At 69.8% G+C, this 26561-nt stretch carries 27 protein-coding genes, 1 tRNA gene and 1 riboswitch; of the genes, 20 read left to right on the forward strand and 8 right to left on the reverse strand.

Annotated elements, in window-relative coordinates:
• The 5 genes from ASE67_RS05645 to ASE67_RS05665 all read right to left on the reverse strand — a co-directional run bounded on the left by ASE67_RS05645 (position 1) and on the right by ASE67_RS05665 (position 5484).
• Entirely contained in the window at positions 1–1131 is a 1131-nt protein-coding gene (locus ASE67_RS05645; protein ID WP_055757682.1) for an HlyD family secretion protein, read from the reverse strand.
• Positions 1132–1249: 118 nt separating this feature from the next.
• On the reverse strand, positions 1250–1996 hold the full coding sequence (locus tag ASE67_RS05650) for an AcvB/VirJ family lysyl-phosphatidylglycerol hydrolase (protein ID WP_055757683.1): 747 nt from the start codon (positions 1994–1996) through the stop codon (positions 1250–1252).
• Positions 1993–4617 carry a bifunctional lysylphosphatidylglycerol flippase/synthetase MprF gene (gene mprF, locus ASE67_RS05655; RefSeq protein WP_055757685.1) on the reverse strand — a complete coding sequence of 875 codons (2625 nt, stop codon included), beginning with the start codon at positions 4615–4617 and terminating at the stop codon, positions 1993–1995. The genes ASE67_RS05650 and mprF overlap by 4 nt, the downstream gene beginning before the upstream one ends.
• Positions 4610–5053, reverse strand: a complete 444-nt coding sequence (locus ASE67_RS05660) for a DUF2147 domain-containing protein (protein WP_235511804.1) — start codon at positions 5051–5053, stop codon at positions 4610–4612. The genes mprF and ASE67_RS05660 overlap by 8 nt, the downstream gene beginning before the upstream one ends.
• A gap of 74 nt (positions 5054–5127) precedes the next feature.
• Positions 5128–5484 carry a hypothetical protein gene (locus ASE67_RS05665; protein WP_055757689.1) on the reverse strand — a complete coding sequence of 119 codons (357 nt, stop codon included), beginning with the start codon at positions 5482–5484 and terminating at the stop codon, positions 5128–5130.
• Between the two features lie 270 nt (positions 5485–5754).
• Between ASE67_RS05665 and ASE67_RS05670 the strand changes: the two genes are divergently transcribed.
• The 3 genes from ASE67_RS05670 (at position 5755) to ASE67_RS05680 (ending at position 9825) form a co-directional block, all read left to right on the forward strand.
• Positions 5755–7362, forward strand: coding sequence for an inorganic phosphate transporter (locus tag ASE67_RS05670; protein ID WP_156347718.1), 1608 nt, complete (start codon positions 5755–5757; stop codon positions 7360–7362).
• 22 nt (positions 7363–7384) lie between these two features.
• Positions 7385–8848 carry a hypothetical protein gene (locus ASE67_RS05675; protein ID WP_055757691.1) on the forward strand — a complete coding sequence of 488 codons (1464 nt, stop codon included), beginning with the start codon at positions 7385–7387 and terminating at the stop codon, positions 8846–8848.
• Between the two features lie 92 nt (positions 8849–8940).
• Positions 8941–9825, forward strand: a complete 885-nt coding sequence (locus ASE67_RS05680) for an NmrA family NAD(P)-binding protein (RefSeq protein ID WP_055757694.1) — start codon at positions 8941–8943, stop codon at positions 9823–9825.
• An 81-nt stretch (positions 9826–9906) separates the two neighbouring features.
• Here the strand turns inward: ASE67_RS05680 and cobU are convergent, their stop codons facing one another.
• Positions 9907–10425, reverse strand: a complete 519-nt coding sequence (gene cobU, locus ASE67_RS05685; protein WP_055757696.1) for a bifunctional adenosylcobinamide kinase/adenosylcobinamide-phosphate guanylyltransferase — start codon at positions 10423–10425, stop codon at positions 9907–9909.
• Positions 10426–10450: 25 nt separating this feature from the next.
• A riboswitch (cobalamin riboswitch) is annotated at positions 10451–10652 on the forward strand.
• A gap of 132 nt (positions 10653–10784) precedes the next feature.
• Between cobU and ASE67_RS05690 the strand changes: the two genes are divergently transcribed.
• The 11 genes from ASE67_RS05690 to ASE67_RS05740 are packed head-to-tail and all read left to right on the forward strand — an operon-like array spanning position 10785 to position 21422.
• Entirely contained in the window at positions 10785–12713 is a 1929-nt protein-coding gene (locus ASE67_RS05690; protein WP_055757697.1) for a TonB-dependent receptor plug domain-containing protein, read from the forward strand.
• Positions 12714–12717: 4 nt separating this feature from the next.
• Complete coding sequence (locus ASE67_RS05695) at positions 12718–13671, forward strand: aminotransferase class I/II-fold pyridoxal phosphate-dependent enzyme (protein WP_235511805.1); 954 nt, start codon at positions 12718–12720, stop codon at positions 13669–13671.
• Positions 13668–14279: a cob(I)yrinic acid a,c-diamide adenosyltransferase gene (cobO, locus tag ASE67_RS05700; RefSeq protein ID WP_055757700.1), complete on the forward strand. Its 612-nt coding sequence runs from the start codon at positions 13668–13670 to the stop codon at positions 14277–14279. The genes ASE67_RS05695 and cobO overlap by 4 nt, the downstream gene beginning before the upstream one ends.
• The gene (locus tag ASE67_RS05705; RefSeq protein WP_055757702.1) at positions 14276–15082 is read left to right on the forward strand and encodes an ABC transporter substrate-binding protein; all 807 of its coding nucleotides are present in this window, start codon (positions 14276–14278) and stop codon (positions 15080–15082) included. The genes cobO and ASE67_RS05705 overlap by 4 nt, the downstream gene beginning before the upstream one ends.
• Positions 15079–16041 (forward strand): FecCD family ABC transporter permease, encoded by a 963-nt coding sequence (locus ASE67_RS05710; RefSeq protein ID WP_055759191.1) that lies wholly within the window; start codon positions 15079–15081, stop codon positions 16039–16041. Before ASE67_RS05705 ends, ASE67_RS05710 begins: the two co-directional genes overlap by 4 nt.
• Positions 16038–16808 (forward strand): ABC transporter ATP-binding protein, encoded by a 771-nt coding sequence (locus ASE67_RS05715; RefSeq protein WP_055757705.1) that lies wholly within the window; start codon positions 16038–16040, stop codon positions 16806–16808. Before ASE67_RS05710 ends, ASE67_RS05715 begins: the two co-directional genes overlap by 4 nt.
• Positions 16808–17677: an adenosylcobinamide-phosphate synthase CbiB gene (gene cbiB, locus ASE67_RS05720; RefSeq protein ID WP_055759194.1), complete on the forward strand. Its 870-nt coding sequence runs from the start codon at positions 16808–16810 to the stop codon at positions 17675–17677. Before ASE67_RS05715 ends, cbiB begins: the two co-directional genes overlap by 1 nt.
• Positions 17665–19122 (forward strand): cobyric acid synthase, encoded by a 1458-nt coding sequence (locus ASE67_RS05725; protein WP_055757707.1) that lies wholly within the window; start codon positions 17665–17667, stop codon positions 19120–19122. Before cbiB ends, ASE67_RS05725 begins: the two co-directional genes overlap by 13 nt.
• The gene (gene cobT / locus ASE67_RS05730; RefSeq protein WP_055757709.1) at positions 19119–20123 is read left to right on the forward strand and encodes a nicotinate-nucleotide--dimethylbenzimidazole phosphoribosyltransferase; all 1005 of its coding nucleotides are present in this window, start codon (positions 19119–19121) and stop codon (positions 20121–20123) included. Before ASE67_RS05725 ends, cobT begins: the two co-directional genes overlap by 4 nt.
• Entirely contained in the window at positions 20113–20886 is a 774-nt protein-coding gene (gene cobS, locus ASE67_RS05735) for an adenosylcobinamide-GDP ribazoletransferase (protein ID WP_235511806.1), read from the forward strand. Before cobT ends, cobS begins: the two co-directional genes overlap by 11 nt.
• Positions 20883–21422: a histidine phosphatase family protein gene (locus ASE67_RS05740; protein WP_235511807.1), complete on the forward strand. Its 540-nt coding sequence runs from the start codon at positions 20883–20885 to the stop codon at positions 21420–21422. The genes cobS and ASE67_RS05740 overlap by 4 nt, the downstream gene beginning before the upstream one ends.
• On the opposite strand, the gene ASE67_RS05745 is transcribed toward ASE67_RS05740, so the two are convergent.
• Positions 21404–22255: a glycoside hydrolase family 16 protein gene (locus tag ASE67_RS05745; protein WP_082456968.1), complete on the reverse strand. Its 852-nt coding sequence runs from the start codon at positions 22253–22255 to the stop codon at positions 21404–21406. The genes ASE67_RS05740 and ASE67_RS05745 overlap by 19 nt on opposite strands.
• Before the next feature lie 128 nt (positions 22256–22383).
• Here ASE67_RS05745 and ASE67_RS05750 point away from each other — a divergent pair, with 128 nt between their 5' ends.
• Together ASE67_RS05750 and msrB are read left to right on the forward strand one after the other, a co-directional pair.
• Positions 22384–23094 (forward strand): dienelactone hydrolase family protein, encoded by a 711-nt coding sequence (locus ASE67_RS05750; RefSeq protein WP_055757713.1) that lies wholly within the window; start codon positions 22384–22386, stop codon positions 23092–23094.
• A gap of 55 nt (positions 23095–23149) precedes the next feature.
• Positions 23150–23593, forward strand: a complete 444-nt coding sequence (gene msrB / locus ASE67_RS05755) for a peptide-methionine (R)-S-oxide reductase MsrB (protein ID WP_055757715.1) — start codon at positions 23150–23152, stop codon at positions 23591–23593.
• A gap of 89 nt (positions 23594–23682) precedes the next feature.
• Here msrB and ASE67_RS05760 read toward each other — a convergent pair.
• Positions 23683–23757 (reverse strand) — tRNA-Thr (locus ASE67_RS05760).
• Between the two features lie 112 nt (positions 23758–23869).
• Here ASE67_RS05760 and ASE67_RS18440 point away from each other — a divergent pair.
• The 4 genes from ASE67_RS18440 (at position 23870) to ASE67_RS05775 (ending at position 26542) form a co-directional block, all read left to right on the forward strand.
• Positions 23870–24007 (forward strand): hypothetical protein, encoded by a 138-nt coding sequence (locus tag ASE67_RS18440; protein WP_200922174.1) that lies wholly within the window; start codon positions 23870–23872, stop codon positions 24005–24007.
• A gap of 73 nt (positions 24008–24080) precedes the next feature.
• Positions 24081–25040: a glycoside hydrolase family 5 protein gene (locus ASE67_RS05765; protein ID WP_055757717.1), complete on the forward strand. Its 960-nt coding sequence runs from the start codon at positions 24081–24083 to the stop codon at positions 25038–25040.
• 39 nt (positions 25041–25079) lie between these two features.
• On the forward strand, positions 25080–25790 hold the full coding sequence (locus ASE67_RS05770) for an alpha/beta hydrolase (protein ID WP_055759203.1): 711 nt from the start codon (positions 25080–25082) through the stop codon (positions 25788–25790).
• A complete protein-coding gene (locus tag ASE67_RS05775; protein ID WP_055757719.1) occupies positions 25790–26542 on the forward strand; it encodes a tetratricopeptide repeat protein in 753 nt (250 codons plus the stop codon). The genes ASE67_RS05770 and ASE67_RS05775 overlap by 1 nt, the downstream gene beginning before the upstream one ends.
• Positions 26543–26561: the final 19 nt, after the last annotated feature.

Here is a 26561-nt window from a genome sequence, read left to right on the forward strand (position 1 = left end):
TCAGCGCTCCGCCTGCTCGCGCAGCTTCTTCAGGTCGTCGCGCGCCGTGCGGGTGTCGACCGTCACCGATACCGACAGGCCGGGCACCAGCAGGCGGCGGGCCTCCGGCGTCGCGGCGATCGAGATGCGCACCGGCACGCGCTGCGTGATCTTGGTGAAGTTGCCGGTCGCGTTCTGCGGCGGCAGCAGCGAGAATTGCGCGCCGGTGCCCGGCGCCAGGCTTTCGACGCGGCCCTCGATCGGCACGCCGTCCAGCGCGTCGACCGCGATCTCGACCGGCTGGCCCGGCCGCATCAGCGCGAGCTGCGTTTCCTTGAAATTGGCGGTGATATAGAGCCGGTCGAGCGGCACGACCGACATGAGGCGCGTGCCGGCCTGCACATATTGGCCGATGGTCACCGTCTTGTCGCCGATGCGGCCGGCGATCGGCGCGGTCAGCTGGGTCGCGCCGACATCGACGCTGGCGGCGGCGAGTTGCGCGCGCGCGGCCTGTCCCTGTGCGCGGCCCTGCGCGACCTGGCTCTGGAGCGAGCCGACCCGGCGCTGCTGCGCGGCGACGGCGGCTTCGGCGGCGCGGACGTTATCTGCCGACTGGCGCGCGGTCACCTCCAGCTGGGCCAGCGTCTGGCGGGTTTCGGCGCCCGATGCGGCGAGCGGGCGATAGCGCGCGACCTCGCCCGCATCATAGGCGGCCTTGCTGCGCGCGGCGGCCAGCTGGGCGCGGGCCTGGTCGATCGCGGCATATTGTTCGGTGATCTGCGCGCGGGCGGTGTCGGCCTGCGCGCCGGCGACGGCGATCTGCGCCTCGGCCTGTGCCGCCTGCGCGCGGGCGTCGCGGGGATCGATGCGGACCAGCGGCTGGCCGGCCTTCACATCCTGATTTTCGCCCACCAGCACTTCGGCGACATAGCCCGATACCCTGGGAGCAATGGTCACCATGTCGGCCTGCACCGTGGCGTCATCGGTTTCCTGCAGGAATTTCCCGTTGTTCTGATAGTCGAGATACCACCAGATGCCGACGACCGCCGCGACCACGACCAGCGCGATCAGAATATATTTGGCCCGGCCGTTGCCGCGCTTGGGCGCGGCGGTGTCCTGTGCCGGCTGGTCGTCGTGCTGTTGCTCGCTCATCGGTCGCTGATCCGCAGTTTCGCGCCGTCCCTGTCGCGGCGCGATCCTTATTAAGTGGACGTTTTGTCCGGATCAAGGCGATCTTGGGTGCGCTGCACAAAATATCAGGTCAAGGTAATCAGGTCAGTATGCCGGGATCGGCCATGCGCAGCGTGGCGAGGATGGTGGCGATCACCAGCTGGTCGTCATGGTGCAGGAAATGGCCACCGGGCAGGCCGACGACCTGCGCATGGCTACCCCGCAGCGTCGGGCACAGGCTTTCCTCTTCCTCGCGGCCATAGATGCAGATGACCGGTGCCCAGTGCAGCGCGCGCATCGTCGCGGTCGGCCGGGCGTCGGGCGTGCCGTGGTACAGGATGCCGGTGGGGTCGGAACGGAAATAGACGGTCTGCGCGGGTACGACGACGCTGATCGCGGCGATTCGCGCGCGCAGGTCGGCGGGCAGGTCGGGGGCGGTGGCCGACACCATGTCGGCACCGAACGACTGGCCCATCAGGATCACCCGCTGCGCCCCGGTGCGCGCCATGGCGGTGCGGATCGCGTTCGTGACGATGGCGTCGACCTGTTCGCGGGTCTTGCGCGTGCCGAAATTCACCGGCGAGCTGACGCCGACGACCGGGATGCCATGCGCGGCAAGCGCGGGAACGACTTCGCTGCCAAGGCCGAAGCGCAGCCCCATGTCGCCCGAGATATAGACCGCGACGACCGACGGGTGCTTCTTCCCCCCGTCGAACAGGCGCAGCGACTCGCTGTCGATCAGGTGCAGCGCCGGCGCGGCAAGGCCGAGCAGCACCAGCAGCCCGGCGAGCAGCGCGCCGATGCCAAGGCGACGGCGCAGGCGACGACGACGGTCGATACGGTTCATGACTGGGGTACTTTCGGTTCGACGCCAAGCCGGTCGGCAGCAGGGGCGGGGGGCAGATAAAGCGCGGGCTGGGGCCGGGCGATCAGGCGGGATAGGTCGCGAAGCCCCCGCAGCAGGCCGATGCCGCCGGGGCCGGCGATGTAGCGCGGCTCCCACCCCGGCGCGAACTTCTCCTTGTAGGTCCGAAGACCCCGGAAGCCGTAGAAGCGTTCGCCATGGCGGAAGATGAACGCCGCCGCCTTGGCCCAGGCGGGGGCGAGGCGGCGATCCTCGATCCCCGACAAGGGCGCCATGCCGAGCGAGAAGCGGGCATAGCCCTGTGCCTGCGCCCACAGCATCAGGTTGACGAGCAGGAAGTCCATGGTGCCCGGCGGCGTGTCGGAGCGGTGGCGCATCAGGTCGACCGAGGCTTCCTTGCGGTTATCGGTCAGCCAGAGGTTGGCGAAGGCGACGATGCGGTCGTCGATCGTCACCACCGCCACGTCGAAGCACGACAGATAGGCGCGATCGAAATGGCCGAGGCTGAAGCCCTTTTCGCGCTGCGCCTTCGCCTCCAGCCATTCGTCGGAAACCGATTCAAGTTCGGCCATCACCGAACCGATTTCGCATGCCCCGACGATGTGCATCCGCGCGCCCTTGCGCTCCACCGCGCGTTCCGACTTGCGCAGCGCGCGCAATCGGGGGGTGTCGAGGGTGAACTGGCACAAGTCGACCACCGCATCCTCGCCATATTTGACGATGCTCAGCCCCATGCCGATCGCGATGTCGAGGACCGGCGACGAAATCTGGTACAGCAGCAGCCGCCCCTGATCGCGGTCGGCGAGGTCGCGGAGATTCCACAGCAGTTCGCCCCAGGCGTCGCGCGGGCCGACCGGATCGCCCATCACCACCCAGCTGGCCCCGTGGACCTGATACATGACGAAGGCGTCGCCGGCGTCGGACAGCAGGAACCGTTTGTCGCCGGTCAGCGCCAGCATCGTGTCGGTGCGGTTGGCGTTGGCCAGGATGCGGCGGATCGTCGCCGAATCGACCGCCGACAGCGCGCTGCGCGCCGCCGCGGCGGTCGGCGACATCAGCCGCCACACGCACGCACCCGCCAGCATGACGATGACGCCCAGCGTCGCGCGGAGGAAGCGGGGGGCGTCGCTGTGCAGCGCGAATTTCCACCACAGGTTTTCGGAATAATCGACATGGCGATAGGCGAAGAAGCCCGCCCAGATCGTCAGCGCGATGACGGCGGCGACCGACGCGACCCAGCCGGGGCCGACCGGTTGCCCGGTCAGCGCGGTGCGGCGGTAGAAGGCGCTGCGGGTCCATTGCAGGAGGGCGGCGACGGTGAGGCAGGCGGTCGCCTCCTCATAATCCAGCCCCTTGCCGATCGAGAACAGCGCCGCAGCGATCAGCAGCATGCGGGTGGCGAGGAACGCGCCGTCGAGCCGGCGATAGAGGGCGGGGGCGAGCAGCAGCAGCGCGGTGCCGGTCAGGCTGGCGGCGATCGAGCTGCCCTCGATCATCGGTAGCGGCAGGATCGCGGCGAGGTCCCCCATGCGGGCGCGGACCGAGGGGAGTGAACCCGACAGCAGCAGCATCGCGCCGGCCATGAAGGTCGCGACGCTGAGCGCCAGCGGGGCGACTCCGGTCGCAACCGCGCGCATGCCCGACAGGAAGCGGCTCGACCGCCGCCGCTGGCGTGCCCCTTCGTGCCATGCGAGGACCAGTACGCCGCAGCCGAGCGGCAAGAGGTAATAGAGCACGCGGTAGGCGATCAGCGCGGCGAACAGCGTGGCGCGATCGACGGGCACGACCGCCAGCACGACCGCTTCGAACACGCCGATGCCGCCGGGGACATGGGTCACCACCGCCGCGACGATGCCGAGGGTGTAGGCGAGGATGAAGGCGGGCAGCAGCGCAGGGGCAGCGCCGGGGATCAGGACGAACAGCGCGGCGCTGGCGCAGGCGATATCGACCAGCGCGATGCCGATCTGCAGCAGCAGCAGGCCCGGTCCCGGCAGCGGCAGGGTGAAGCCGAACAGGCGGATCGGCGCGCGGACGATCGCGCAGGCACCGAGCAGCGCCACGGTCAGCGCGGCGATGGCCCAGCCGGCGACCTGCACCTCGGTCGCCGAGAGGGTGAGGCCGGCGAGGTCGAGCGCCCCGGGGTGCAGCAGCAGGGCGACTCCGGTGACGCTGACGACCCCGGCCCAGAAGGTGCCACTGGCGATCGCGACCACGCGGGCGACGTCGGGGCCGTCGAGGCCGGCGGCGCTGTAGATGCGGTAGCGCGCCGACCCGCCGGTCAGGAGGGCGAGGCCGAGATTGTGGCTGAGCGTATAGCTGGTGAAGGATGCGAGCGCGGCGGTGCGCCACGGCAGCGGGCGGCCGATGGTGTGGAGCGCCAGCAGGTCGTAGAAGGTCAGCGCCAGATAGCTGCCGGCGGTGGCCAGCAGCGCGAGGACGATCTTTGCCGCAGACAGGTCGTGCAGCGCACTGCGCACGTCGGCAAAGCGAATCTCCTGCGTCAGATGCTGGAGCGCGGCGAAGCCCAGCGCGATCAGCGCCAGCACCACCAGGACGCCGATCGGCGTGCGATAGCGATCGAGCAGGCGGCGCAGCTCAGCCATGGGGCACCTGTGCGATGCGCGACCAGTTCTGGCTGCGGCAGAGCATCCCCCCCCACAGGCAGCCGCGAATCCGCAGCGTGTCGGCATTGGGCAGGTCGATGCGCGAGGCGAAGCGGCGGCCCGTGTCGGGCACGAACACCGTGCCGGTCCACGCGCCGCTGCCATCGGCGGCATAGTTTTCGAGCAGTTCGGTACCGAGCAGCCGTTCTACCCCGCCATCCTTCGCATCGGCGCGGGCAGCGGGGCTGGCCCACACCACCCAGCCGCACAGCCGCGCGCCGCACGGGGCGGTGCGCACCGCGACGTTGCTGTGCGGGCTGAGCCACAGGCCGGCGGGCGACACCCCCGGCGCAAATGCGCTGGCGGGCACGGCCACCGCCATGCCCAGCGCCGCCACGATCCCGCTCCACACCCGCATCGTTCGATTCCCCTTCATATCGGGGGACATAGCGGACGGCGAATTGCCGGGGGTTCAGCGCGCGCTGAACAATCGGTAATGTTGGCGGGGCGCTACCGGTTCAGCGCATAGGTGATGATGAAGCAGGCGGCGGTCAGCAGCAGCATCGCGGCGATGAAGGTCGCATCGGCGATTCGCTCCAGCCAGTGCAGCCGCGCCGTGCCCTGTACGCGCAGCGCGAAATAGCTGCTGAGCGTCGCGATCAGGAACAGCAGCGCGTCGACCGACAACAGGTCGTCGGCCACCGTCTGGCGCGCGCGCAGCGTGATGGTGACGTGCAGCAGGCCGATGCCGGTCAGGCAGACGCCGACCATCGCCGAGGCGATCGGGCAGATCATCCGGCAGGTGCGTTCGTCGAGCGCGATCCGCGCCCGGTGGCGTGCCCGCGCCGGTTCGTTGCGATGGTCCATGGCGACGACTCCTTGTGCCGCCCCGCACAGCATCGGTCGAACGTACCGCGTCAAGCGGGAAAGCGCGGGCTGATCCAATGGTCGCATGTGGCGGCAGTGCAACGCCGGTGGCCGAAAACGGGGATTTCATGCATCATATCGCCAAAGCACATTCGGTTCGCTATGGGCCGCTTCGCCGAACCGCGATGCCGACGCGGCCGGTGTGCGACGCTCCCCAAGCTGTCACACTTCGCCGATAGGGCGACAGGTTCATTCGGCAGGGGAATTTCGATGACGAGCGCAGCGCTGGAGCGGGATGGACGCCCCGGCCCGAAACTGGACGACGGCTTCGGTCGCGCCGGTACGTTTGGATTCGCCACGGCGATCGTCGCCGCACTCGGCTACGTCGTCTACAACGTGTATCACGACGCATCGGCGGCCAGCGTCGATCCGCTGACGCTGATGCCGTTCGCGTTGCTGGTGCTCGCGCTGATTATAGCGCTGGGCTTCGAATTCGTGAACGGGTTCCACGACACCGCCAACGCGGTCGCAACCGTCATCTACACCAACTCGATGCCGGCGCATGTCGCGGTGGTCTGGTCCGGCATCTTCAACTTCCTTGGCGTGCTGATGTCGACCGGCGCGGTCGCGTTCGGCATCATTTCGCTGCTGCCGATCGAACTGATCTTGCAGGTCGGGTCGTCGTCGGGCTTCGCGATGGTCTTTGCGCTGCTGATCGCGGCGATCGTGTGGAACCTTGCCACCTGGGCGCTGGGCATCCCGTCGTCGTCGTCGCACACGCTGATCGGGTCGATCATCGGCGTCGGCGTCGCCAATGCGATCCTGCAGGGGCGCAACGGCTCGGCCGGCGTCGACTGGGACAAGGCGACCGAAATCGGCAAGGCGCTGCTGATCTCGCCGATGATCGGGTTCGGGGTCGCGGCGCTGCTGTTCCTCGCGATGAAGGCGCTGGTGCGCAACAAGGCGCTGTACGAGGCGCCGGTCGGCGACACGCCGCCGCCGCTATGGATCCGCTGCCTGCTGATCTTTACCTGCACCGGCGTCAGCTTCGCCCACGGGTCGAACGACGGGCAGAAGGGCATGGGCCTCATCATGCTGATCCTGATCGGCACGGTGCCCACCGCCTATGCGCTGAACCGTGCGGTGCCGGCGCAATATGAGGCGCAGTTCGCGACCAACAGCGCCGCCGCCGTGCGCGTGCTGATGCCGCAGGGCGAGGGCGCGACCCCCGACGACGCGACCGCCCGTGCGCAGGCGCAGCGCTATATCACCGAACGCAAGCTGGCCCCGGATACCGTGCCTGCCGTGACCACCATGGTCGGCGCGATCGAGCAGCAGGTCCGCGAATATGGCACGCTGGCCAAGGTGCCGGCCGCCGTCAGCGGGAACATGCGCAACGACATGTACCTGACATCGGAAGCGGTGAAGCGGCTGTCGAAGGAATCGTCGCTGTCGCTGACCGAAGCCGACAAGAAGGTGCTGACCGAATATCGCGGGTCGCTCGACGCCGGCACGCGCTTCATCCCGCTGTGGGTAAAGGTCGCGGTCGCGTTTGCACTGGGCCTTGGCACGATGGTCGGATGGAAGCGGATCGTCGTCACCGTCGGTGAAAAGATCGGCAAGACCCACCTGACCTATGCGCAGGGCGCATCGGCCGAGCTGGTGGCGATGGGCACGATCTTCGGCGCGGACAGCCTCGGCCTGCCGGTATCGACCACCCATGTCCTGTCGTCGGGCGTTGCCGGCACGATGGCGGCGAACCGGTCGGGGCTGCAGGTGTCGACGGTGCGCAACCTGCTGATGGCATGGGTGCTGACGTTGCCGGTGTCGGTGCTGCTGTCGGGGTCGTTGTACCTGCTGCTCAATCGCATCTTCTGATTTCGGCGGCGGGGTGCGAGCGATGCCGACCACCCCGCCGCTGCGCCGCGATCCGGTGGCGTGGGTGATCCTGATCCTCGTGTGGTTTTCGTGCGCGTGGTTCGGGTCGTGGGAGTTCAATCCCAACAATGCCGTCCGGATGTTCGCCACGCTGTCGCTGGTCGAGGACGGTGACGCCACCATCGACGAATATGCCGCGCTGACGATCGACAAGGCGCATTTCGGCGACCATTATTATTCGGACAAGGCACCGGGCATCACCGTGCTGGGCATCCCCGCTGTGGCGCTGGCGGACGCCGTGTCGGGGCAGACCGCGCATGATTTCGTGCCGGGATTCGAGAATCGCGAGTTCAATCGCTTCCTGAAGATTCGCATCCGGCTGGTCGCGGTCACCGTCTGCGCGCTGCTGACCGCGCTGGCGGCGATGCTGCTCTACGATCTGGTGCGCGGGGTGACCGGTGACGGCGAGGCGGGGGCGGTTGCCGCCTTGTCCTATGGCCTCGGCACGACCGTCTGGGGGTGGTCGACGACGATCTTTGGCCATGCGCCGGTCGCCGCGTTGCTGGTGATCGCGACGTGGGCAGTGTGGCGCGGCACCGGGCCGGGGCGGTCGTGGGGGCATGCGGTCGTCGCCGGCCTCGCGCTCGGCTGGGCGGTGCTGATCGAGCATTCGGCGCTGATCGCCGGGCTGCCGGTCGCCGGGTTCGCGCTGTGGCGGTTGCGTACCCTGCCGCGCGCGGCAGCGGTGCGGACGGTCGGGGTCGCGCTGGCGACCGGAGCGAGTGCGCTGGTCGTGCTGGTCGGCTATAACCTGATCGCGTTCGGGACGGTGTTTCGGCTGGGCTATTCCGGGGTCACCGACTTTGCAGGCATGCAGGAGGGGCTGTTCGGGCTGACCTACCCGAAGCCCTATGTGCTGTACGAACTGACCTTTGGCGAGCGGCGGGGGATGCTGTGGGTCGCGCCGATCCTGATCGTCGCGCCGTTCGGCATCGCCGCGCTGCTGCGTGATCCGGCGACGCGCGCGATCGGCTGGCTGGCGGTTGCCGGGGCGGTGGTGCCGTTCCTCATCAACGCCAGCTATTATTACTGGGACGGCGGCAATGCGACCGGCCCGCGCCATGCGTTGCCGGCGGTCGGGTACCTGTGCATCGGCATCGGTGCCTTCTGGGCACGGGCGACGCGCTGGTCACGGGCGGCGGTGGCAGCGCTGCTGGCGGGGTCGGTCGTGCTCAACATGGCGATCGCCAGCGCCGAGATCACCGCGCCGGGCAGCGAGCCGCGTGCGCTGGCGGTCGCGGTGTTCCGCGACCGGTTCGATCCGGGCTATCTGCGCACCGTCGCCGATGAATGGCTGGGCTTCACCCCGTGGCAGGGGCTGGCGATCTGGGCGGTAGTCGCGGCCATGCTGACGATCGCGCTGGCGAGGCTGGTGCGGCGGGCGAAGGCCGGGGCACGGCCCGTACCCGGCGGGGCGGCGATCTGAGAGGCTGATGATCCCTCCCCCCTTGCGTTGCCGCCACCGGGGCCGCACGACGGGGACGGCAGTCCGCCGGGGAAGGGCAGCAGGGAACGACCATGGACACGATTATCGTCGCAGGGGCCACCGGCGACCTCGGCAACCGGATCGCGAAGGCGGCGGTGGCGCGCGGGGCGAAGGTGCGCGCGCTGATCCGCGCCGGCACCGCGCCCGAGCGGATCGCGGCGCTGGAGGCGATCGGGGCCGATCCGCATCCGGTCGATTTCGAGGATGCACAGGCGCTGGCGCAGGCGTGTCGCGGGGTGGTGTGCGTCGTGTCGGCGCTGAACGGCCTTGGCGACACGATCCTCGGGACCCAGACCCGGCTGCTCGATGCGGCGCTGGGCGGTGGCGCGGCGCGGTTCATCCCGTCCGACTTCTCGATCGATTATCGCGCGCTGCCGACCGGCACCAACCGCAATTTCGACCTGCGCCGTGCGTTTCGCACCCGGATCGACACCGCGCCGATCCTGGCGACCTCGATCTTCAACGGGGCGTTCGCCGACATGCTGAACGGCGAGATGCCGCTGATCCAGCGGCGGGTGCGGCGCGTGCTGTACTGGGGCGATGCCGATACGAAGTTCGCGCTGACGACCAAGGACGACGTGGCGGCCTATACCGCCGCCGCCGCGCTCGATCCCGCCGTGCCGCGCAACCTGCAGATCGCGGGGGCACAGGTCAGCGCGCGCGATCTGGCGGCGTTGATGGGCGAGGTGACGGGCAAGCGGTACGGGTTGCTGCGCGTCGGGTCGCTCGGCACGCTTGCCCGGATGATCGGCGTCACGCGGCGGCTGTTCCCCGCGCGCGATCAGGTGTTTCCGGCGTGGCAGGGGATGCAGTATCTCCACAACATGTTCGATGGCCGCGCGCCCAGCGGACCGGTGGACAATGCGCGCTATGATGTGGCGTGGACACCGTTGAGGGCGGTGCTGGCCCAGCAATGACGTATCCCCGCGCAGGCGGGGATTCAGGGTAACCGGGCGCAGCGCTTTTGGCTCTGGACCCCCGCCTGCGCGGGGGTACGGTCAGCGTTCGGGCGCGAACCGCTGCAACGGCAGCACCATCCCCGCCACCACGAACCAGCAGCGATCGACCGCCGCCGCCACCGCCTGATTGAGCCGCCCCGCTTCGTCGCGAAAGGTGCGGCCGAGCGGGTGTTCGGGGACGATGCCGAGGCCCACTTCGTTGCTGACCAGCATCAACGGATGTTGCGCGGCCCCGATCGCCGCGATCAGATCGGTACTGTGCCGGGCAACGTCGTGGCCGCCAAGCATCACATTGGTCAGCCACAGCGTCAGGCAGTCGACCAGCACCGGGCCTTTGCCCGCGCGGATCGCCGGGGCCAGGTCGACCGGGCATTCGACCGTGTGCCAGCCGGGGCCGCGATCGGCGCGGTGGCGGGCGATGCGGTCGGCCATCTCGTCGTCCCATGCTTCGGCCGTGGCGAGGTAGGTCCAGGGGCCGGGCAGGGCCTCGCACGCGGCTTGCGCCAGCCGGCTCTTGCCCGAGCGCGCGCCGCCCACGAACAGGGTTGTCGTCGCCATCTTGTCCTGTGCCCCCAAGCGCTCTAAGGGCGCGGATGCGACAGGTTCCCAGAAATGGGATGAAAAGGGAACCCGGAAGCGCGTGTCTTGCGCGCCATCCGGGGCTGCCCCCGCAACTGTGACCGGCGAGCCCTGCTCCTCCGTGCGCCACTGGACCCCAGGTCCGGGAAGGCCGGGCAAGGCGATGACCCGCGAGCCAGGAGACCTGCCCGTCGCGGTTGTCCTTCGCGCGGACGGGGTGTGCCGGGTGATCGAGGGTTTCCTCGCGTGACGACGTTGTTGGGGTCGTGCGCGCGGGGGACAGGCTGTCCGCCGTAATTCCGTCGCGTCCCCGTTGTTGACCAAGGGGGGATGCCCGAATGAAGACCCGTTTCCTGTTGCTGCCGTGCCTGTTGGCGGCGAACCCGGCCTTTGCCCAGAGCGCGCAGTCGACCAGTGGCCTTGAGCGCGTGGCGACCGGCGACGACGAGATCGTCGTGACCGCCAACCGCGAGGCGCGGCCGGTCGATACCGTCGGCCAGGCCGTCACCGTGCTCGACATCGTGACCATCGAACAGCGTCAGGCGGTGGTCGTGTCCGACCTGCTGCGCCAGACGCCGGGCGTAACGGTGACCCGCAATGGCGGCCCCGGCACGACGACCAGCGTCAACATCCGTGGCGGCGACAGCGACCAGACCGTGGCGCTGATCGATGGCGTAAAGCTCAACGATCCGTCGTCGCCGGGCGGCGGGTTCAATTTCGGCAACCTGCTGATCGGCAATATCGCGCGCATCGAAGTGCTGCGCGGCGCACAGTCGGTGCTGTGGGGCAGCCAGGCGATCGGCGGCGTCGTCAACATGATTACCCGCCAGCCGACCGAGGCGCTGGCGATCAACGCACGGGCCGAGGGCGGATCGTTCGGCACGGGTCAGGCCGTCGCCAACGTGTCGGGCAAGGCCGGGCCGGTATCGGCCAGCCTCGGCGGCGGGTTCTTCACCACCGACGGCATCTCCGCTTATGCGCCGGGTGCCGAGAAGGACGGATATCGTAACTATGGTGCGAACGGCAGCGTGTCGGTCGCGCTGGCCGATAGCGTGTCGGTCGATGTGCGCGGTTTCTATTCGAACGGGCGGACGGAGATCGACGGCTTCCCGGCACCGACGTTCAGCTTCGGCGACACGCGCGAAGTGGGCAAGGCGGAGCAGTGGACCGGCTATACCGGGCTGAACGCCGCGCTGTTCGACGGGCGGTTCCGCAACCGCATCGGCTATGCCCATACCCAGAGCAACCGCACCAACAACGATCCCGACGGCACCCCGACCGAGACGTTCCGCGGCAAGGGGCGCAACGACCGGATCGATTACCAAGGGTCGTTCGACGTCACCGATGCCGTGTTCGCGACCTTCGGCGTCGAGCGCGAGGTATCGCGCTTCACCACGGCGAGCTTCGGCGGGCCGGCGACTACCGGTCGTGCGCGGCTGCTGGGGGTCTATGGCCAGCTGGCGGTGACGCCGGTTCAGAACCTGACGCTGACGGGCGGCGTGCGCCATGACGATCACAATGTGTTCGGCGGCGCGACGGTGTTTTCGGGGAGCGGGGTGTGGTCGCCGAACGGCGGCAATACGCTGCTGCGCGCCAGCTATTCCGAAGGGTTCAAGGCGCCGACGTTGTACCAGTTGCAGAGCGAATACGGCAACGCGCAGCTGACCCCGGAGCGTTCGAAGGGTTGGGACGCCGGCATTACCCAGCGCGGGCTGGACGGTGCGGTAGAAGCCAGCGCGACGTGGTTCGACCGTACGTCGAAGGACCTGATCGCGTTCATCTCCTGCCCTGCCAATGGCACCGGCATTTGTGCCAACCGGCCGTTCGGCACCTACGACAATATCCAGCGCGCCGAGGCGAAGGGGCTGGAATTCGCGCTGAAGCTCAAACCCGTCGAGGCGTTCACGGTCGCGGCGGCCTATACGTGGCTGGATGCCGAGAACCGGTCGGTCGGCACCGCCAATTTCGGGCGCAAGCTGGCGCGGCGGCCGGCGGACAGCATGACCGTCAACGCCGATTATCGCTGGGCGTTCGGGCTGTCGACCGGGGCGACGGTCACGATGATCGGCGACAGTTTCGACAATGCGTCGAATGCGCGCCGGCTGGACGGCTATGTCCTGACCGACCTGCGTGCGGCGTTCCCGATCACCGAGCGGGTCGAGGTGTATGGCCGGGTCGAGAATCTGTTCGACGAACGCTATCAGACCATCTTCCAGTACGGCACGCCGGGCCGCGCCGCCTATGGCGGTGTCCGCGTCCGCTATTGATCCGATGCAGTCCCTCGCCGAATTTTGCGCGCATGGTGGCCGTCTGGCCGCCGCTGCGCGTGCGTTCGGCGGGGGCGACTGGATCGACCTGTCGACGGGGATCGCGCCCTGGGCCTATCCCCATGGCGCCCTCGACCTGACCCGCCTGCCCGAACCGGGCGAATTGGCGGCGGTGGAGGCGGCGGCGGCCGATGCGTTCGGCGTCGCCGATCCGGCGCGGGTGGTGGCGGTGCCCGGCACCGACCTTGCGCTGCGGCTGCTGGCGGTCGTGCTGGGCGCGGAGCGGCCAGCGGTGGTGCGGCCGGGCTATGCCGGGCATGCGGCGGCGTGGGGCGCGGCGCGCAGCGTCGCGGCGGGGGTCGATCCGGGCGATGCCGACCTGCTGGTGCTGGCGTCGCCGGCCAATCCCGACGGGCGGGTGACGCCGCCCGAACAGTTGCGCGCGCTGGCCGGGCGGATGACGGTGGTGGTCGACGAGGCCTATGCCGATCCCGCCCCCGGCCTGTGCGGCGAGGCGTCCGACCGGCTGATCGTGCTCCGGTCATTCGGCAAATTCTATGGCCTGCCCGGTGTCCGGCTGGGGTTCGTCATCGCCGGGCCGCGCGTTGCGGGTGCGCTGCGGCAGTTACTGGGCGACTGGCCGGTGTCGTTGCCCGCGATCACGATCGGTACCGCCGCCTATCGCGACGCGGGCTGGCGGGGTGAGCAGGTCGAGCGGATCGATACGGTCGGGACGCTGCTCGACACCGTCCTGTCGCGGTTCGAGCCGGTCGGGGCCGCGCCGCTGTTCCGGCTGGTCGGCGCGGCGGACGCGCACGGCCTGTTCCGTCATCTGTGCAACCATGCCATCCTGACCCGTCCCTTCGCCGAGCGGGGCGATCGCCTGCGCATCGGCCTGCCTGCCGATGGCGCGGCGCTTGCCCGCCTGACCCATGCCCTATCGGAGTATCCGCGATGACCGAGACCCCCGACGATCATGCCCGCCACAATGCCCGGATGCAGCGCATGGCGGTGGCGCGCGAAAAGATGCAGGCGCGCCGCACGATGGAACGCGGGCTGCTGATCGTCCATACCGGCAATGGCAAGGGCAAGTCGTCCAGCGCGTTCGGCATGGCGATCCGCAGCATCGGCTGGGGGATGAAGGTCGCGATTCTTCAGTACGTGAAGGGCAAGTGGGAGACGGGCGAGCGCAACTTCTTCGACGCGCATCCCGATCTCGCGAGCTTCGAGGTGATGGGCGAGGGCTTCACATGGGAAACGCAGGACCGCGCGCAGGACATCGCCGCCGCACGCGCCGCATGGGAGCGGTCGAAGGAGATGATCCTCGATCCCGCCATCGATTTCGTGATCCTCGACGAACTCAACATCGTGCTGCGCGACGATACGCTGCCGGTCGCGGAGGTCGTGGAATTCCTGAAGGACCGCCCGCTGACCAAGCATATCTGCATCACCGGCCGCAATGCGAAGCCCGAACTGCTCGAAATTGCCGACCTCATCACCGAGTTCGGCGAGGTGAAGCATCCCTATCATGCCGGGTTCAAGGCGCAGAAGGGCGTCGAATATTGATCCGCTCCCTCCTCTTGTTGCTGGCCGCGCCGTGGGTCGTGTCGGCGGCGCCGCGCCTGCCGCGGATCGTGTCGATCAATCCGTGCGTCGATGCGGTGCTGGCCCGCGTCGCCGATCCGGCGCAGATCGTCGGCATCAGCCATTATTCGCAGGATGTACGGGCGACCTCGGTCCCGCTCAGCTGGGCAGGCCGGTTCAAGGCGACGTCGGGCACGGCGGAGGAAGTGGTTGCATTGCGCCCCGATGTGGTGCTGGCCGGGGCGCATGTCGAACCGGCGACGATTGCCGCGCTCAAGCGGCTGAAGATCAGGCTGGTGCAATATCCGGTGCCCGCGTCGGTCGCGGAGAGCGTGGCGCAGGTCGGCGAGATCGCGACGGCCACCGGCCATGCCGATCGCGGCAATGTGTTGGCGGCGCGGATCGCGGCGGCGGCGGCCCCCTCGACTGCGCGGCCGGTCGGCGCGCTGGTGTGGCAGGGTAATGGACTGGTGCCCGGTAGCGGCACGCTGACCGACGACCTGCTGAAGCGCGCCGGGTTTCGCAACATGAGCGCGGCGTATGGCCTGAAGCAATGGGACGTCCTGCCGCTCGAATATCTGGTTGCCGATCCGCCGCGCGTGTTGTTGTCGACCGCGCCGGAGGGCGTGCAGGACGACCGCATGACCGGGCACCCGGCGGTGCGGCGGCTGGCGCAGCATATCACCGTCGCCGCATATCCCACGCGGTTGATGAATTGTGGCGGGCCGACGATCATCGCGGCGATGGCGCGGTTGCGGCAGGTGCGCGCGCAGGTGGCGTCGTGAAGCGGCTGATCCTTGGCCTGATCGTGCTGCTGCTGCTCGCCGCCGCGCTGTCGGTCGCGGCGGGGAAGGTGTGGGTGCCGCTGGATGCGTGGAGCGCCGACGATCCGCGCTCGATCATCATCGTCGAACTGCGCCTGCCGCGCACCGTGCTGGCGCTGCTGGTCGGCGGTGCGCTGGGGCTGTCGGGGGCGGTGATGCAGGGCTATCTGCGCAATCCGCTGGCCGATCCGGGGCTGTTCGGCGTGTCGTCGGGCGCGGCGTTCGGCGCGGTGATCGCGCTGTATTTCGGCTATGCCGCGCAGATGTGGCTGCTCCCGGGCTTTGCGTTGGTCGGGGCCGGCGTCACCATGTCGCTGCTGGCGCTGATCGCAGGGCGGTCGGGCAGCCTGTTGCTGTTCACGCTGGGCGGCATGATCCTGACCAGCATCACCGGGTCGCTGACCTCGCTTGCCATCAGCCTTGCGCCGACGCCGTTCGTGTCGTCGCAGATCGTGACGTGGCTGCTGGGCGCGCTCACCGATCGCAGCTGGGACGATGTACTGGTCGCGGCACCGCTGATCCTGCTCGGCATGGGCGTGCTGGCGCTGACCGCGCGGTCGCTGGATGCGCTGACGCTGGGTGAGGCGGCGGCGCGGTCGATGGGGGTCGATCCGGCGCGGCTGCAACGGCTGGTTATCCTTGGCGTCGCGCTGACGGTCGGCGGGTCGGTGGCGACGGCGGGGATGATCGGGTTCGTCGGGCTGATCGTGCCGCATCTGGTCCGGCCGCTGGCGGGCAACCGCCCATCTGCGATCCTGCTGCCGTCGGCGTTGGCCGGGGCGGTGTTGCTGACCTTTGCCGACAGCCTGGTGCGGCTGGCCCCGACGGTCAGCGAATTGCGGCTGGGGATCGCCATGTCGATGCTGGGCGGGCCGTTCTTCCTCTATCTGCTCGTCACGATGCGGAGGCGGCTGGCATGACCGATCTGGTGGCCGATGCGATCGGCCTGACGCTGGGCGGCAAGCGCGTGCTGGACGACGTATCGTTTGCGTTCCGGCCGGGGCGGGTGACGGTCCTGCTGGGCGCGAACGGGGCGGGCAAGTCGAGCCTGCTCGCCTGCCTCGCCGCGCTGCGCCGCCCGGATAGGGGGGCAGCGCGGCTGGGTGGCGAAGATGTGCAGGCGATCGACCGCCGGGTGCGGGCACGGGCGATCGGGTTGCTGCCGCAGTCGGCCGATGTGCATTGGGATATCGATGTGGCGACGCTGGTCGGGCTGGGCCGGTTTCCGCATCGCGGACGCTGGGGCGAGACGCAGGCCGATCGCGATGCGGTGGCGGCGGCGCTGGCGGCGACCGACATGACCGCGTTTGCGGCCCGTGGTGTCGAGCGGCTGTCGGGCGGTGAGCGCGGGCGGGCGCTGCTGGCGCGGGTGCTGGCGGGCGAGCCGGACTGGCTGCTGGCCGACGAACCGCTCGCCAGCCTCGACCCCGCGCACCAGCTCGACGTGCTGGCGCGGTTGCGCGGGGTGGCCAGTGGCGGGCGGGGCGTGGTGCTGGTGCTGCACGACCTGCATCTGGCGGCACGGGTGGCGGACGATGCGGTGTTGTTGAAGGAAGGGCGCGTCGTGGCGAGCGGCGCGGCGGAGGACGTGCTGACCGCGCCGGCCATCGCCGAAGCCTATGGCATCGCTGTCGAGATCGGCCATACGCCGCAGGGGCATCGCTACATTCTGCCGGTCGCGCGGTGATCGCGCTCGCCGCGCTGATCGTCGAGGCGGCGGTCGGCTATCCGCGTCGCTGGTGGCATCCGGTGATGGGCGTCGGCGCGCTGATCGGCGGCCTAGAGCGGGCGTGGAACCGGCGGCGACGGCGGGAGGGTGTGGCGCTGGTGCTGGTGCTGGTCGCGCTGGCGGTGTCGCTGGGGCAGGCGATCCAATGGCTCGGGACGATTGCCACGGTGATGGTCGCGACCACCGGCCTCGCACAGCGCAGCCTCCACGATCACGTCGTGGCAGTGGCGCGGCCGTTGCTGGCCGGCGAGCTGGGCGCGGCCCGTAGCGCGGTGGCGATGATCGTCGGGCGCGATACCGATGCGCTCGATGAAGCCGGGGTGGCGACGGCGGCGATCGAGAGCCTGGCCGAAAGTTTCTGCGACGGGGTGGTCGCGCCGGCGCTGGCCCTCGCGCTGTTCGGCCTGCCGGGGCTGTTCGTGGTGAAGGCGATCAACACCGCCGATTCGATGATCGGGCATCGTACGCCGGAACTATCTGCGTTCGGTTGGGCGGCGGCGCGGGCGGATGATGTGGTCAATTTCGTACCGGCGCGGATCGCGGGCGTGCTGATCGCACTGGCGGGCCGCGGCGGCTGGCGGGAGATGCGGCGCGATGCCCCGGCCCACGCTTCGCCCAATGGCGGCTGGCCGGAGGCGGCGATGGCCGGGGCGCTCGGGCGGCGGCTGGGCGGGACGATCAGCTATGATGGGGAGCCAGCCCGGCGCGCGATGCTGGGCGACGGGCCGATGCCCGACGCGCACGATCTGGAACGGGCGCTGACCATCTATCGCACCGCCTGCTTGCTCCTGTGGATATTGGTCGGGATCATCCCATGGCTGGGGTGATGATCCAGGGAACCGGCTCGGACGTCGGCAAGTCGGTGCTGGTCGCCGGAATCTGCCGGTTGCTGACGAACCGGGGCATGGTCGTGCGGCCGTTCAAGGCGCAGAACATGTCGAACAACGCCGCCGTCTGTAGGGATGGCGGGGAGATCGGCCGGGCGCAGGCGTTGCAGGCGATGGCGTGTCGTGTGGCCGCGACGACAGACATGAACCCGGTGCTGCTGAAACCCCAAAGCGACCGGACATCGCAATTGGTCGTCGGCGGGCGGGTGGCCGGGGTGATGCGCGCGGGCGATTATCGGGCGCGGCGGCCGGAGCTGCTGGCCGAGGTGCTGGCCGCCTATCGCCGCCTGTCGGCCGGGGCCGATATCGTCGTGGTCGAGGGGGCGGGGTCGCCGGCCGAGATCAACCTGCGCGCCGGCGACATCGCCAATATGGGCTTTGCGCGGGCGGCGGGGGTGCCGGTGGTGCTGGCGGGCGATATCGATCGCGGCGGCGTGATCGCGGCGCTGGTGGGCACGCAGGCGGTGATCGACCCGGCCGATGCGGCGATGATCCGGGGGTTTCTGGTCAACAAGTTCCGGGGCGATCCGGCGCTGTTCGACGATGGCCGCGCCGAGATCGTCGCGCGGACGGGATGGCGCGATATCGGGCTGGTGCCGTGGCTGGCCGATGCCGCGCGGCTGCCCGCCGAGGATGCGGTGGCGCTGGGGCGCGGGGTCGAGGGTGGCGTGGGGCCGCTGATCGTGGTGCCGATGCTGTCGCGCATCGCCAATTTCGACGATTTCGACGCGCTTGCCCATGATCCGGCGGTGCGGTTGCGGATGATCCCGCCGGGCCAGCCGTTGCCGGGCGATGCCGCGCTGGTGATCCTGCCGGGCACCAAGGCGACGATCGCCGACCTCGCTTTCCTGCGCGAACAGGGGTGGGATATCGACCTGGCGGGGCATGTCCGCCGGGGCGGGCGGGTGCTGGGGATTTGCGGTGGCTACCAGATGCTGGGCACGCGCATCGCCGATCCGCAGGGGATCGAAGGGCCGGCGGGGAGCGCCGCCGGGCTGGGGCTGTTGCCGGTCGAGACGGTGATCGCCGGTGCCAAGACCACGCGGCCGGTGACGGGCGAGCTGGTCGGGGGTGCGGCCTTTGCCGGGTACGAGATCCATGCCGGGGTGACGCGGGTCGCGCCCGGCACGCCGCCGCTGCTGCGCCTTGCCGATGGCACGCCGGACGGGGCGACGGCGCGCGACGGGCAGATTGCCGGGTGCTACGTCCATGGCCTGTTCGACCGGGCCAGCGCGCGGGCCGCGCTGCTGGCGGGGATCGGGGCTGCTGCCGATCCGCTCGATCGGCATGAGGCGGTCGACGCCGCGCTGGACGGGGTTGCCGCCGCGTTGGAAGCGGTGCTGGATATCGACGCATTGCTGGACATTGCTGGGGAGGCTGCATGATCGACGACATTCGCGCGCATCTGGACGCGCTGGCCAAGCCGCGCGGGGCGATGGGGCGGCTGGAGGCGTTGGCCGAAGAGCTGGCGCTGACGCAGGGGCGGATCGATGCGCGCACCTCCCCGCGACAGGCGGTGCTGTTCGCCGGCGACCATGGTTGCGTGGAGGAGGGGGTGTCGGCGTGGCCGTCTGCGGTGACGCAGATGATGGTCACGACGATCCTCTCTGGGCGGGCGACCAGCAATGCGCTGGCGGCGGCCGCGAACTGTCCGCTTCGGGTCGTGGATGTTGGCATGATCGCGCCGAAGTTGGCGCCCCATCCCCATTTTCGCGACGCGCGCGTGGCGCAAGGCACGCAACCGCTGGGACAAAGGGCGGCGATGGACGTCGCGCAGTTCGACGCGGCATGGGGCGTGGGCGTCGAGGAAGCCGATGCGGCGATCGACGCGGGCGCGGTGCTGCTGATTGCGGGGGAGATGGGGATCGGCAACACGACACCTGCCGCCTGCCTGACTGCGCTCCTCGCCGACATCGAACCGGACGCTGCGGTCGGGCGCGGGGCGGGGTCGGACGATGCCGTGCTGGTCGTCAAGCGCCGGGTCGTGACGGCTGCGGTGGCGCGGGCGGCGGCGATGCCGGATCGGCGGGCGGCGATCGCGTCGGTCGCGGGCTTTGAGATCGCGGCGATGGCCGGTTTCTATGCCGCAGGTGCGGCGCGCGGGGTGACGGTGCTGCTCGACGGCTATGTCGCGACGGCCGCCGCGCTCATCGCGGAAAGCCTGGCGCCGGGCAGCGTGCGGTCGATGATCGCCGCGCATCGCTCGGCCGAGCCGGGGCATGGCGCGGCGCTGGCGGCGCTGGGGCTGACGCCGGTGCTCGACTGGGAGATGCGGCTGGGCGAGGGCAGCGGGGCGCTGACCGCGCTGCCACTGCTTGATGCGGCGGCGGCGCTCCTCAACGATGTCGTGCGGCTCGACCAGATCGGGGCGGATCGTGCCGACTGACGGTCCCCGCTGGGCGCCGCCATTGCTGGCGGTCCAGTTTCTGACGCGCCTGCCCGTGCCGGTGCTGCACCGGTTGACGGGGGAGCAGGCGGCGGCGGGGCTGGAGCAGGCGATGGCGTGGCTGCCGCCGGTCGGGTCGCTGATCGGGGCGGTGACCGGCGCGACCTTCCTGATCGCCCAATTCTGGTGGCCGCCGCTGGTTGCCGCCGTGCTGGCGCTGATCGTCGAGGCGTTGCTGACCGGGGCGTTCCATGAGGATGCCGTCGCCGATTTCTGCGATGCGTTCGGCGGGATGGCCAGCGGCGACCGCGCGCTGACGATCATGAAGGACAGCCGGATCGGCAGCTATGGCGCGCTGGGGCTGGGGCTGGTCGTGCTGCTGCGCATCGCGGCGATGGTCGCATTGCCGCCGGTGCTGGCGATGGCGGCGATCGTCGCGGCGGCGACGCTGGGGCGGCTGTGCGCGGTGACGCTGGCGGCGTTGGTCGCGCCGGTCGGGAGTGGCGCGGGGATGGCGGTGCGCGCCGGGCGGATGCCGATCGGGCGGCTCGCGCTGGCCGGAGTGCTGGCGGTGCCCGGGATCGCGCCGCTGCTGTGGCTGCGGCCCATGGCGGTGGTCGTCGCGCTGGTGGCGATGGCAGTGTTGCTGGCGTGGCTCGCGCGGTTCCTGCGGCGGCGGATCGGTGGGAGTACCGGCGACTGCCTGGGCTTTGCGGCCGCGATGGGGCAGCTGGCGCTGTTACTGGCGGTCGCGGCGCGGTGAGCGTCCTGCTGCTGCGCCATCCGCCGGTGGCGCTCGCGTGGAAGGGGCGCTGCTATGGCCGGTCGGACATGGGGTGGAGCCGCGAAGGCTGGGCGATGGCGCGGCGGATCGCCCGCGACCTGCCGCCGGTCGATGCGGTGGTGCATTCGGGCGCACTGCGTACCCGTCGGCTGGCGGCAATGGTCGCGCAGGGCGTGCCGGTCGGCGAAGACCCGCGCTGGCTGGAGCGGGACTTCGACCGGTGGGAGGGGCGCAGCTGGGACGCGATCTGGCGGGAGAGCGGCGCGGAGATGGACGGCATGATGACCGCGCCGGAAACCTATCGCCCCGGCGGCGGGGAGACCGGGCGCGAGCTCGCCGACCGGGTGCAGGCGGCGTGGGACGCGCTGCCCGCACGCGGCACCGTGCTGGTGATCGCCCATGGCGGGCCGATCGCCACGCTGCGCGCGATCCGGGCCGGCCAGCCGCTCACCCGCGCGGTGGACTTCATTCCGGCGTGCGGTGAGGTCGTCGGCGTTCAGCGATATTGCCAGTAGCGGACATAATCGACCTGCATCGATTGCGGGAACTTGGTGTCGTCGATCCCCATCTTGCCACCCCAGTCGCCACCGACCGCGACGTTCAGGATCAGGTTGTACGGCCGGTCGAACGGCCATGCCGCCTGTCCGCCGGGCTGGTTGTTGTCGACCTGCATATAGCCGCGCCCGTCGACGCCGATGGTGATCGAATCGGGGCGCCAGTCGAGCTGGTAGCGATGCCACTGGCCGCAGGCGTCGCTCATCTTGAGCGAACCGCCGCGCTGCGTGCCGCGCGCATGGTTGAACAGTGCGCTGTGCACCGTCGCGTGGATCAGGCCGGGTTCGTATCCGACCAGTTCGAGGATGTCGATTTCCCCACCGGCAGGCCAGCCGCCGGTCGGCGGGACCAGCCACAAGGCCGGCCAGATGCCGCGCCCGCACGGCAGTTTCGCGCGGATGTCGTAGAAACCATAGCCCATCGCCCGCGTCGACACGATCCGGGCGGAGGTATAGCCCTGCCCCCCCGCATCCGGGCCGGTCGGCCGCCCGCGCCGCGCCTCGATCACCAGCTTGCCATTGTCGATCCGCGCATTGGCCGGGGTGTTGGCCGGCGCGTAATATTGGCGTTCGTTATTGTACCAGCCGGCCTTGTTGCGGTGGGTGTCGAAGCGCCAGTTGGCCGGGTCGATCCGCTTGCCCGAAAATTCGTCGGCAAAGGTGGGGGCGGTCGTCGGCGGGGCGATGCGGGTGTCGACCCCGTAATTCGCCGCGCCGAGCGGCGCCGGCTTGTCCTGCGCCTGCACGCCCGCGGCCAGTCCTGCCGTCGCCAGCACCAACATCACCTTACTCATTGGGTACGCTCCTGCAATCGCGCCGGTTTCTGCGCGACAGGATCGCATGGTACGGACGGGGCACGGGGTCGCGCAACCCCTGCCGGGCATCGGCCGTTCTGCGCGAGACCCTGATATGGAGCAGACGCATGACGATCGACCTCTTCGACTATCCCGATGCCGACACCGTGTTGCAGGCCGGCGTGGCCTTTCCCGCCGGAGAGGGCAAGGCGCCCGCAGTGCTGATCGTCCACCAATGGGCCGGGCGCGGCGAGGGGGAGCACAAGACCGCCGAGAAGCTGGCCGAGCTCGGCTATGTCGGGATCGCGATCGACATGTTCGGCAAGGACGTGAAGGGCGACCCGTCGGGTGACAACAGCCACCTGATCGGCCCGTTCCTGTCGGATCGCGCGGCGCTGTTGCAGCGGGTGCGCGCGGCGGTGACCTTTGCCGCGACGCTCGACCGGGTCAATGCGGGCCGACTCGCGGCGATCGGCTATTGCTTCGGCGGGCTGTGCGTCCTCGACCTGGCACGCGGCGGCGCGGACGGGGTGCGGGGCGTGGTCAGCCTGCACGGGATGCTGGATGGCAACGATCTGTCGACCGACGGGCCGATCGCGGCGAAGGTGCTGGTCGAGCATGGCTGGCGCGATCCGATGGCCGCGCCGGACAAGGTGCTGGCCTTTGCCGAGGAAATGGGCGCGCGCGACGCCGACTGGCAACTGCACGCGCACGGCCGGGCGATGCACGCCTTTACCAACGCCCATGCCGCCGCGCCTGAAAAGGGCATGGCCTATGACGCTGATGCTGATCGCCGGTCGTGGGAATCGGTCACCGCGTTCCTGGCCGAGCTGTTCTGATCCGGTTGCATGGGGCCGGTCCGGCCCCATGTAGACGGCAGCAAAGGAACGAGACATGACCGACTATCGCAAGACCGAGGAGGCGCTGGCCCGCCTCACGCCCGAGCAGTTCTATGTCACGCAGCAGAGCGGGACCGAACGGCCGGGCACCGGCGAATATCTGCACGAGAAGCGCGCCGGCATCTATGTCGACATCGTGTCGGGCGAGCCGCTGTTCGCATCGGCCGACAAGTTCGATTCGCATTGCGGCTGGCCGAGCTTCACCAAGCCGATCGAGCCGGCCAATGTCGCCGAACTGCGCGACACGACGCACGGCATGGTTCGCACCGAGGTCCGCTCGGCCGGGGGCGACAGCCATCTGGGCCACGTCTTTCCCGATGGCCCGCGCGACCGGGGTGGCCTGCGCTACTGCATCAATTCGGCGTCGCTGCGCTTTGTCCCGCGCGAGGCGATGGAGGCCGAAGGATATGGCGACTATCTCGACCAGGTCGAGGGATAGGCGGCACGCGCCACGCCGACCGCGGCGTGGCGCGCCAGCCGATGGCGCCCCGTCAGGGGTCGGCTATCGCGTCGTATTATCTAAGAAAATGGTGCTGCCGGTGAGGATTGAACTCACGACCTCAGCCTTACCAAGGATGCGCTCTACCACTGAGCTACGGCAGCACTCCGAGCCGGGGGGAAACCCCTCGGCGGCGGGAGGGGCCTATGTGCAGGCATTTGCGGTGAAGTCAAGCGGCCGTTGCCAGATTGCGTGCGAATTGCGTAGAAAGTCGCGATGAGTGAAGCGGAACGCAAGGCGCGGCTGGCACAGGCGCTGCGACAGAATCTACGGCGGCGCAAGGATCAGGCGCGGGCCGAGGCGGCGGCCGACCGCCCCGCCGATCGCGGGCCGGCCGATCCCGTGGCGGACTGATCGCGCGGCCGTTGTTGACAGCGTTGACGGCGGGCGACACCTTTCGGCCTGAGAATCAAGGGTGGAGGGGTGGATGCGTCGCTGGTGGCTGTTGCTGGTCGCGATATTGTCGATACCGGTGGCATGGGCCGCACCGGTCGGATCGCCGGTGGCCGAGCATGGCCGGCTGGCGGTGCGGGGTGCGCAGGTGGTCGATGCGCAGGGGCGGCCCTATGCGGTGCATGGCATGTCGTTGTTCTGGAGCCAGTGGCAGCCGCGTTATTATGATCCGGCGACGGTCGCGTGGCTGGTGCGCGACTGGCGGGTAAGCGCGGTGCGCGCGGCGATCGGGGCGCAGCAGGGCGGCTATGATGCGCAGCCCGAGGCGGAGACGAAGCGCGCCGAGACGGTGATCGATGCAGCGATCGCGCAGGGCATCTATGTCGTGGTCGACTGGCACGCGCACCAGCCGCGGCCCGACGATGCCGTCCGGTTCTTCCGCCATATCGCGACCCGATATCGCGGCGTGCCGAACCTGATCTACGAAACCTATAACGAACCGCTGCCCGAATATGGCTGGTCCAAGGTGCTGAAACCCTATCATGTACGGGTGATCGGCGCGATCCGGGCGATCGATCCGGGTGCGTTCGTCGTGGCGGGCACGCGCAGCTGGTCGCAGGATGTCGACGAGGCGGCGGCCGATCCGCTGCCCTTCGCCAACGTCGCCTATACGCTGCATTATTACGCCGCGACGCATAAGGGCGAGCTGCGTGCGAAGGCGGAGACGGCGATGCGGCGCGGCATTGCGCTGTTCGTCACCGAATATGGCACCACCGCCGCCAATGGCGACGCGCCGATCGATGCGAAGGAAACGCAGACCTGGTGGGACTGGTGCGCGAAGTACGGCATCAGCACCCTGAACTGGTCGGTCGGTAACAAGGACGAGGCGTCGGCGATCCTGAAACCCGCGACGCAGGGCCTGTCGGGGTGGAGCGAGGCGGATCTGACCGAATCGGGGCGGCTGGTCCGGGCGCATCTGCGGACGATGCGCTGACCCTATCGCCCGCGCCGGGTGCATGGCATGGAGGCGGGCATGACCGACTCCCGCCCGCTCGCCTATCGCCATACCCCCGGTTCCGGCCCGACCATCCTGTTCCTGCCGGGCTATGCGTCCGACATGAGCGGGGCCAAGGCGCTGGCGATCGAAGCCTGGGCGCGTGAGACGGGGCGGGCGTTCCTGCGCTTCGATTATGCCGGGTGCGGCGAGAGCCCCGGCGCGTTCGAGGAGCAGACGTTGGCCGGGTGGGTCGACGATGCGCTGGCGATGATCGACGGCGCGATCGAGGGGCCGGTGGTGCCGGTGGGATCGTCGATGGGCGGGTGGATCGCGCTGCTCGCCGCGCGGGCGCGGGCCGATCGGATTGCCGGGCTGGTCGGCATCGCGCCCGCGCCCGACTTCACCGACTGGGGGTTTACCCAGGCGGAGAAGATGACGCTGCTGACGCAGGGGCGGATCGAGCGGCCGTCACCCTATGCCGACACGCCGACCGTCTTCACCCGAGCCTTCTGGTCGTCGGGGGAGGCGAACCGGATTCTGCACGCCGAGCTGCCGATCGATGTGCCGGTGCGGCTGGTGCAGGGGCAGCGCGATGCCGATGTGCCGTGGGAGCGCACCGTCCACCTCGCCGCGCGCATCCGTTCAGCCGATGTGCAGACTATCCTGGTCAAGGATGGCGACCATCGCCTGTCGCGTGACGGCGATATCGCGCTGATCCTGCGCGCCATCGAGGATGTGTTGCCCTGATGCTGTCTCCGCTGCTGTTCCTCGCGCTGCAGGCCGCTGCCGGCCCGCAACTGCCCGCCGGGTCCACGCCCGAGGCGCGCTACGACGCCTGTGTCGATGCCGCGACGACCGCGCCTGAACAGGCGGAGAAGCTGGCGGGGCAATGGCGGCTGGTCGGTGGCGGGTTCCTCGCGCGGCAGTGCCTCGGCATGAGCTATGCCACGCGCCAGCGCTGGACCGCGGCGGCCGAGGCGTTCGAACAGGCCGCGCGCGAGGCGGAGGTGGCGAAGGATGCCCGGGCCGCCAATTACTGGGCGCAGGCGGGCAATGCCCGGCTGGCCGATGGCGACACGATCGCGGCGGGCACCGCGCTGGACGCGGCATTGGCCAGCGGGTCGCTGACGGGCCTCGCGCGGGGCGAGGCGCAGCTCGACCGGGCGCGGGTGCGGGTTGCGGGCGGCGACCTGGCCGGGGCGCGCGGCGATCTCGACCGCGCGGTGAAGGATGCGCCGGCGGACCCGCTGGTGTGGCTGTTATCGGCGACGCTGGCACGGCGAGCCGGTGACCTGACCCGCGCGAAGGCCGACATTGCCGAGGCGCTGCGCCGATCGCCCGACGATGCGTCGGTGCAGCTGGAGGCGGGCAACATCGCCGGCCTGTCGGGCGACACCAAGGCCGCGCGCGCCGCGTTCGAGGCGGTGCAGCGCTTGGTGCCGGGCAGCGCGCAGGCGAAGGCGGCCGACGCGGCGCTCGACACGCTCCCGCCCGCCTGATGGCGGTTGCGGCGGGCCC

Source organism: Sphingomonas sp. Leaf23, from assembly GCF_001421585.1.
Taxonomy (GTDB): Bacteria; Pseudomonadota; Alphaproteobacteria; order Sphingomonadales; family Sphingomonadaceae; genus Sphingomonas.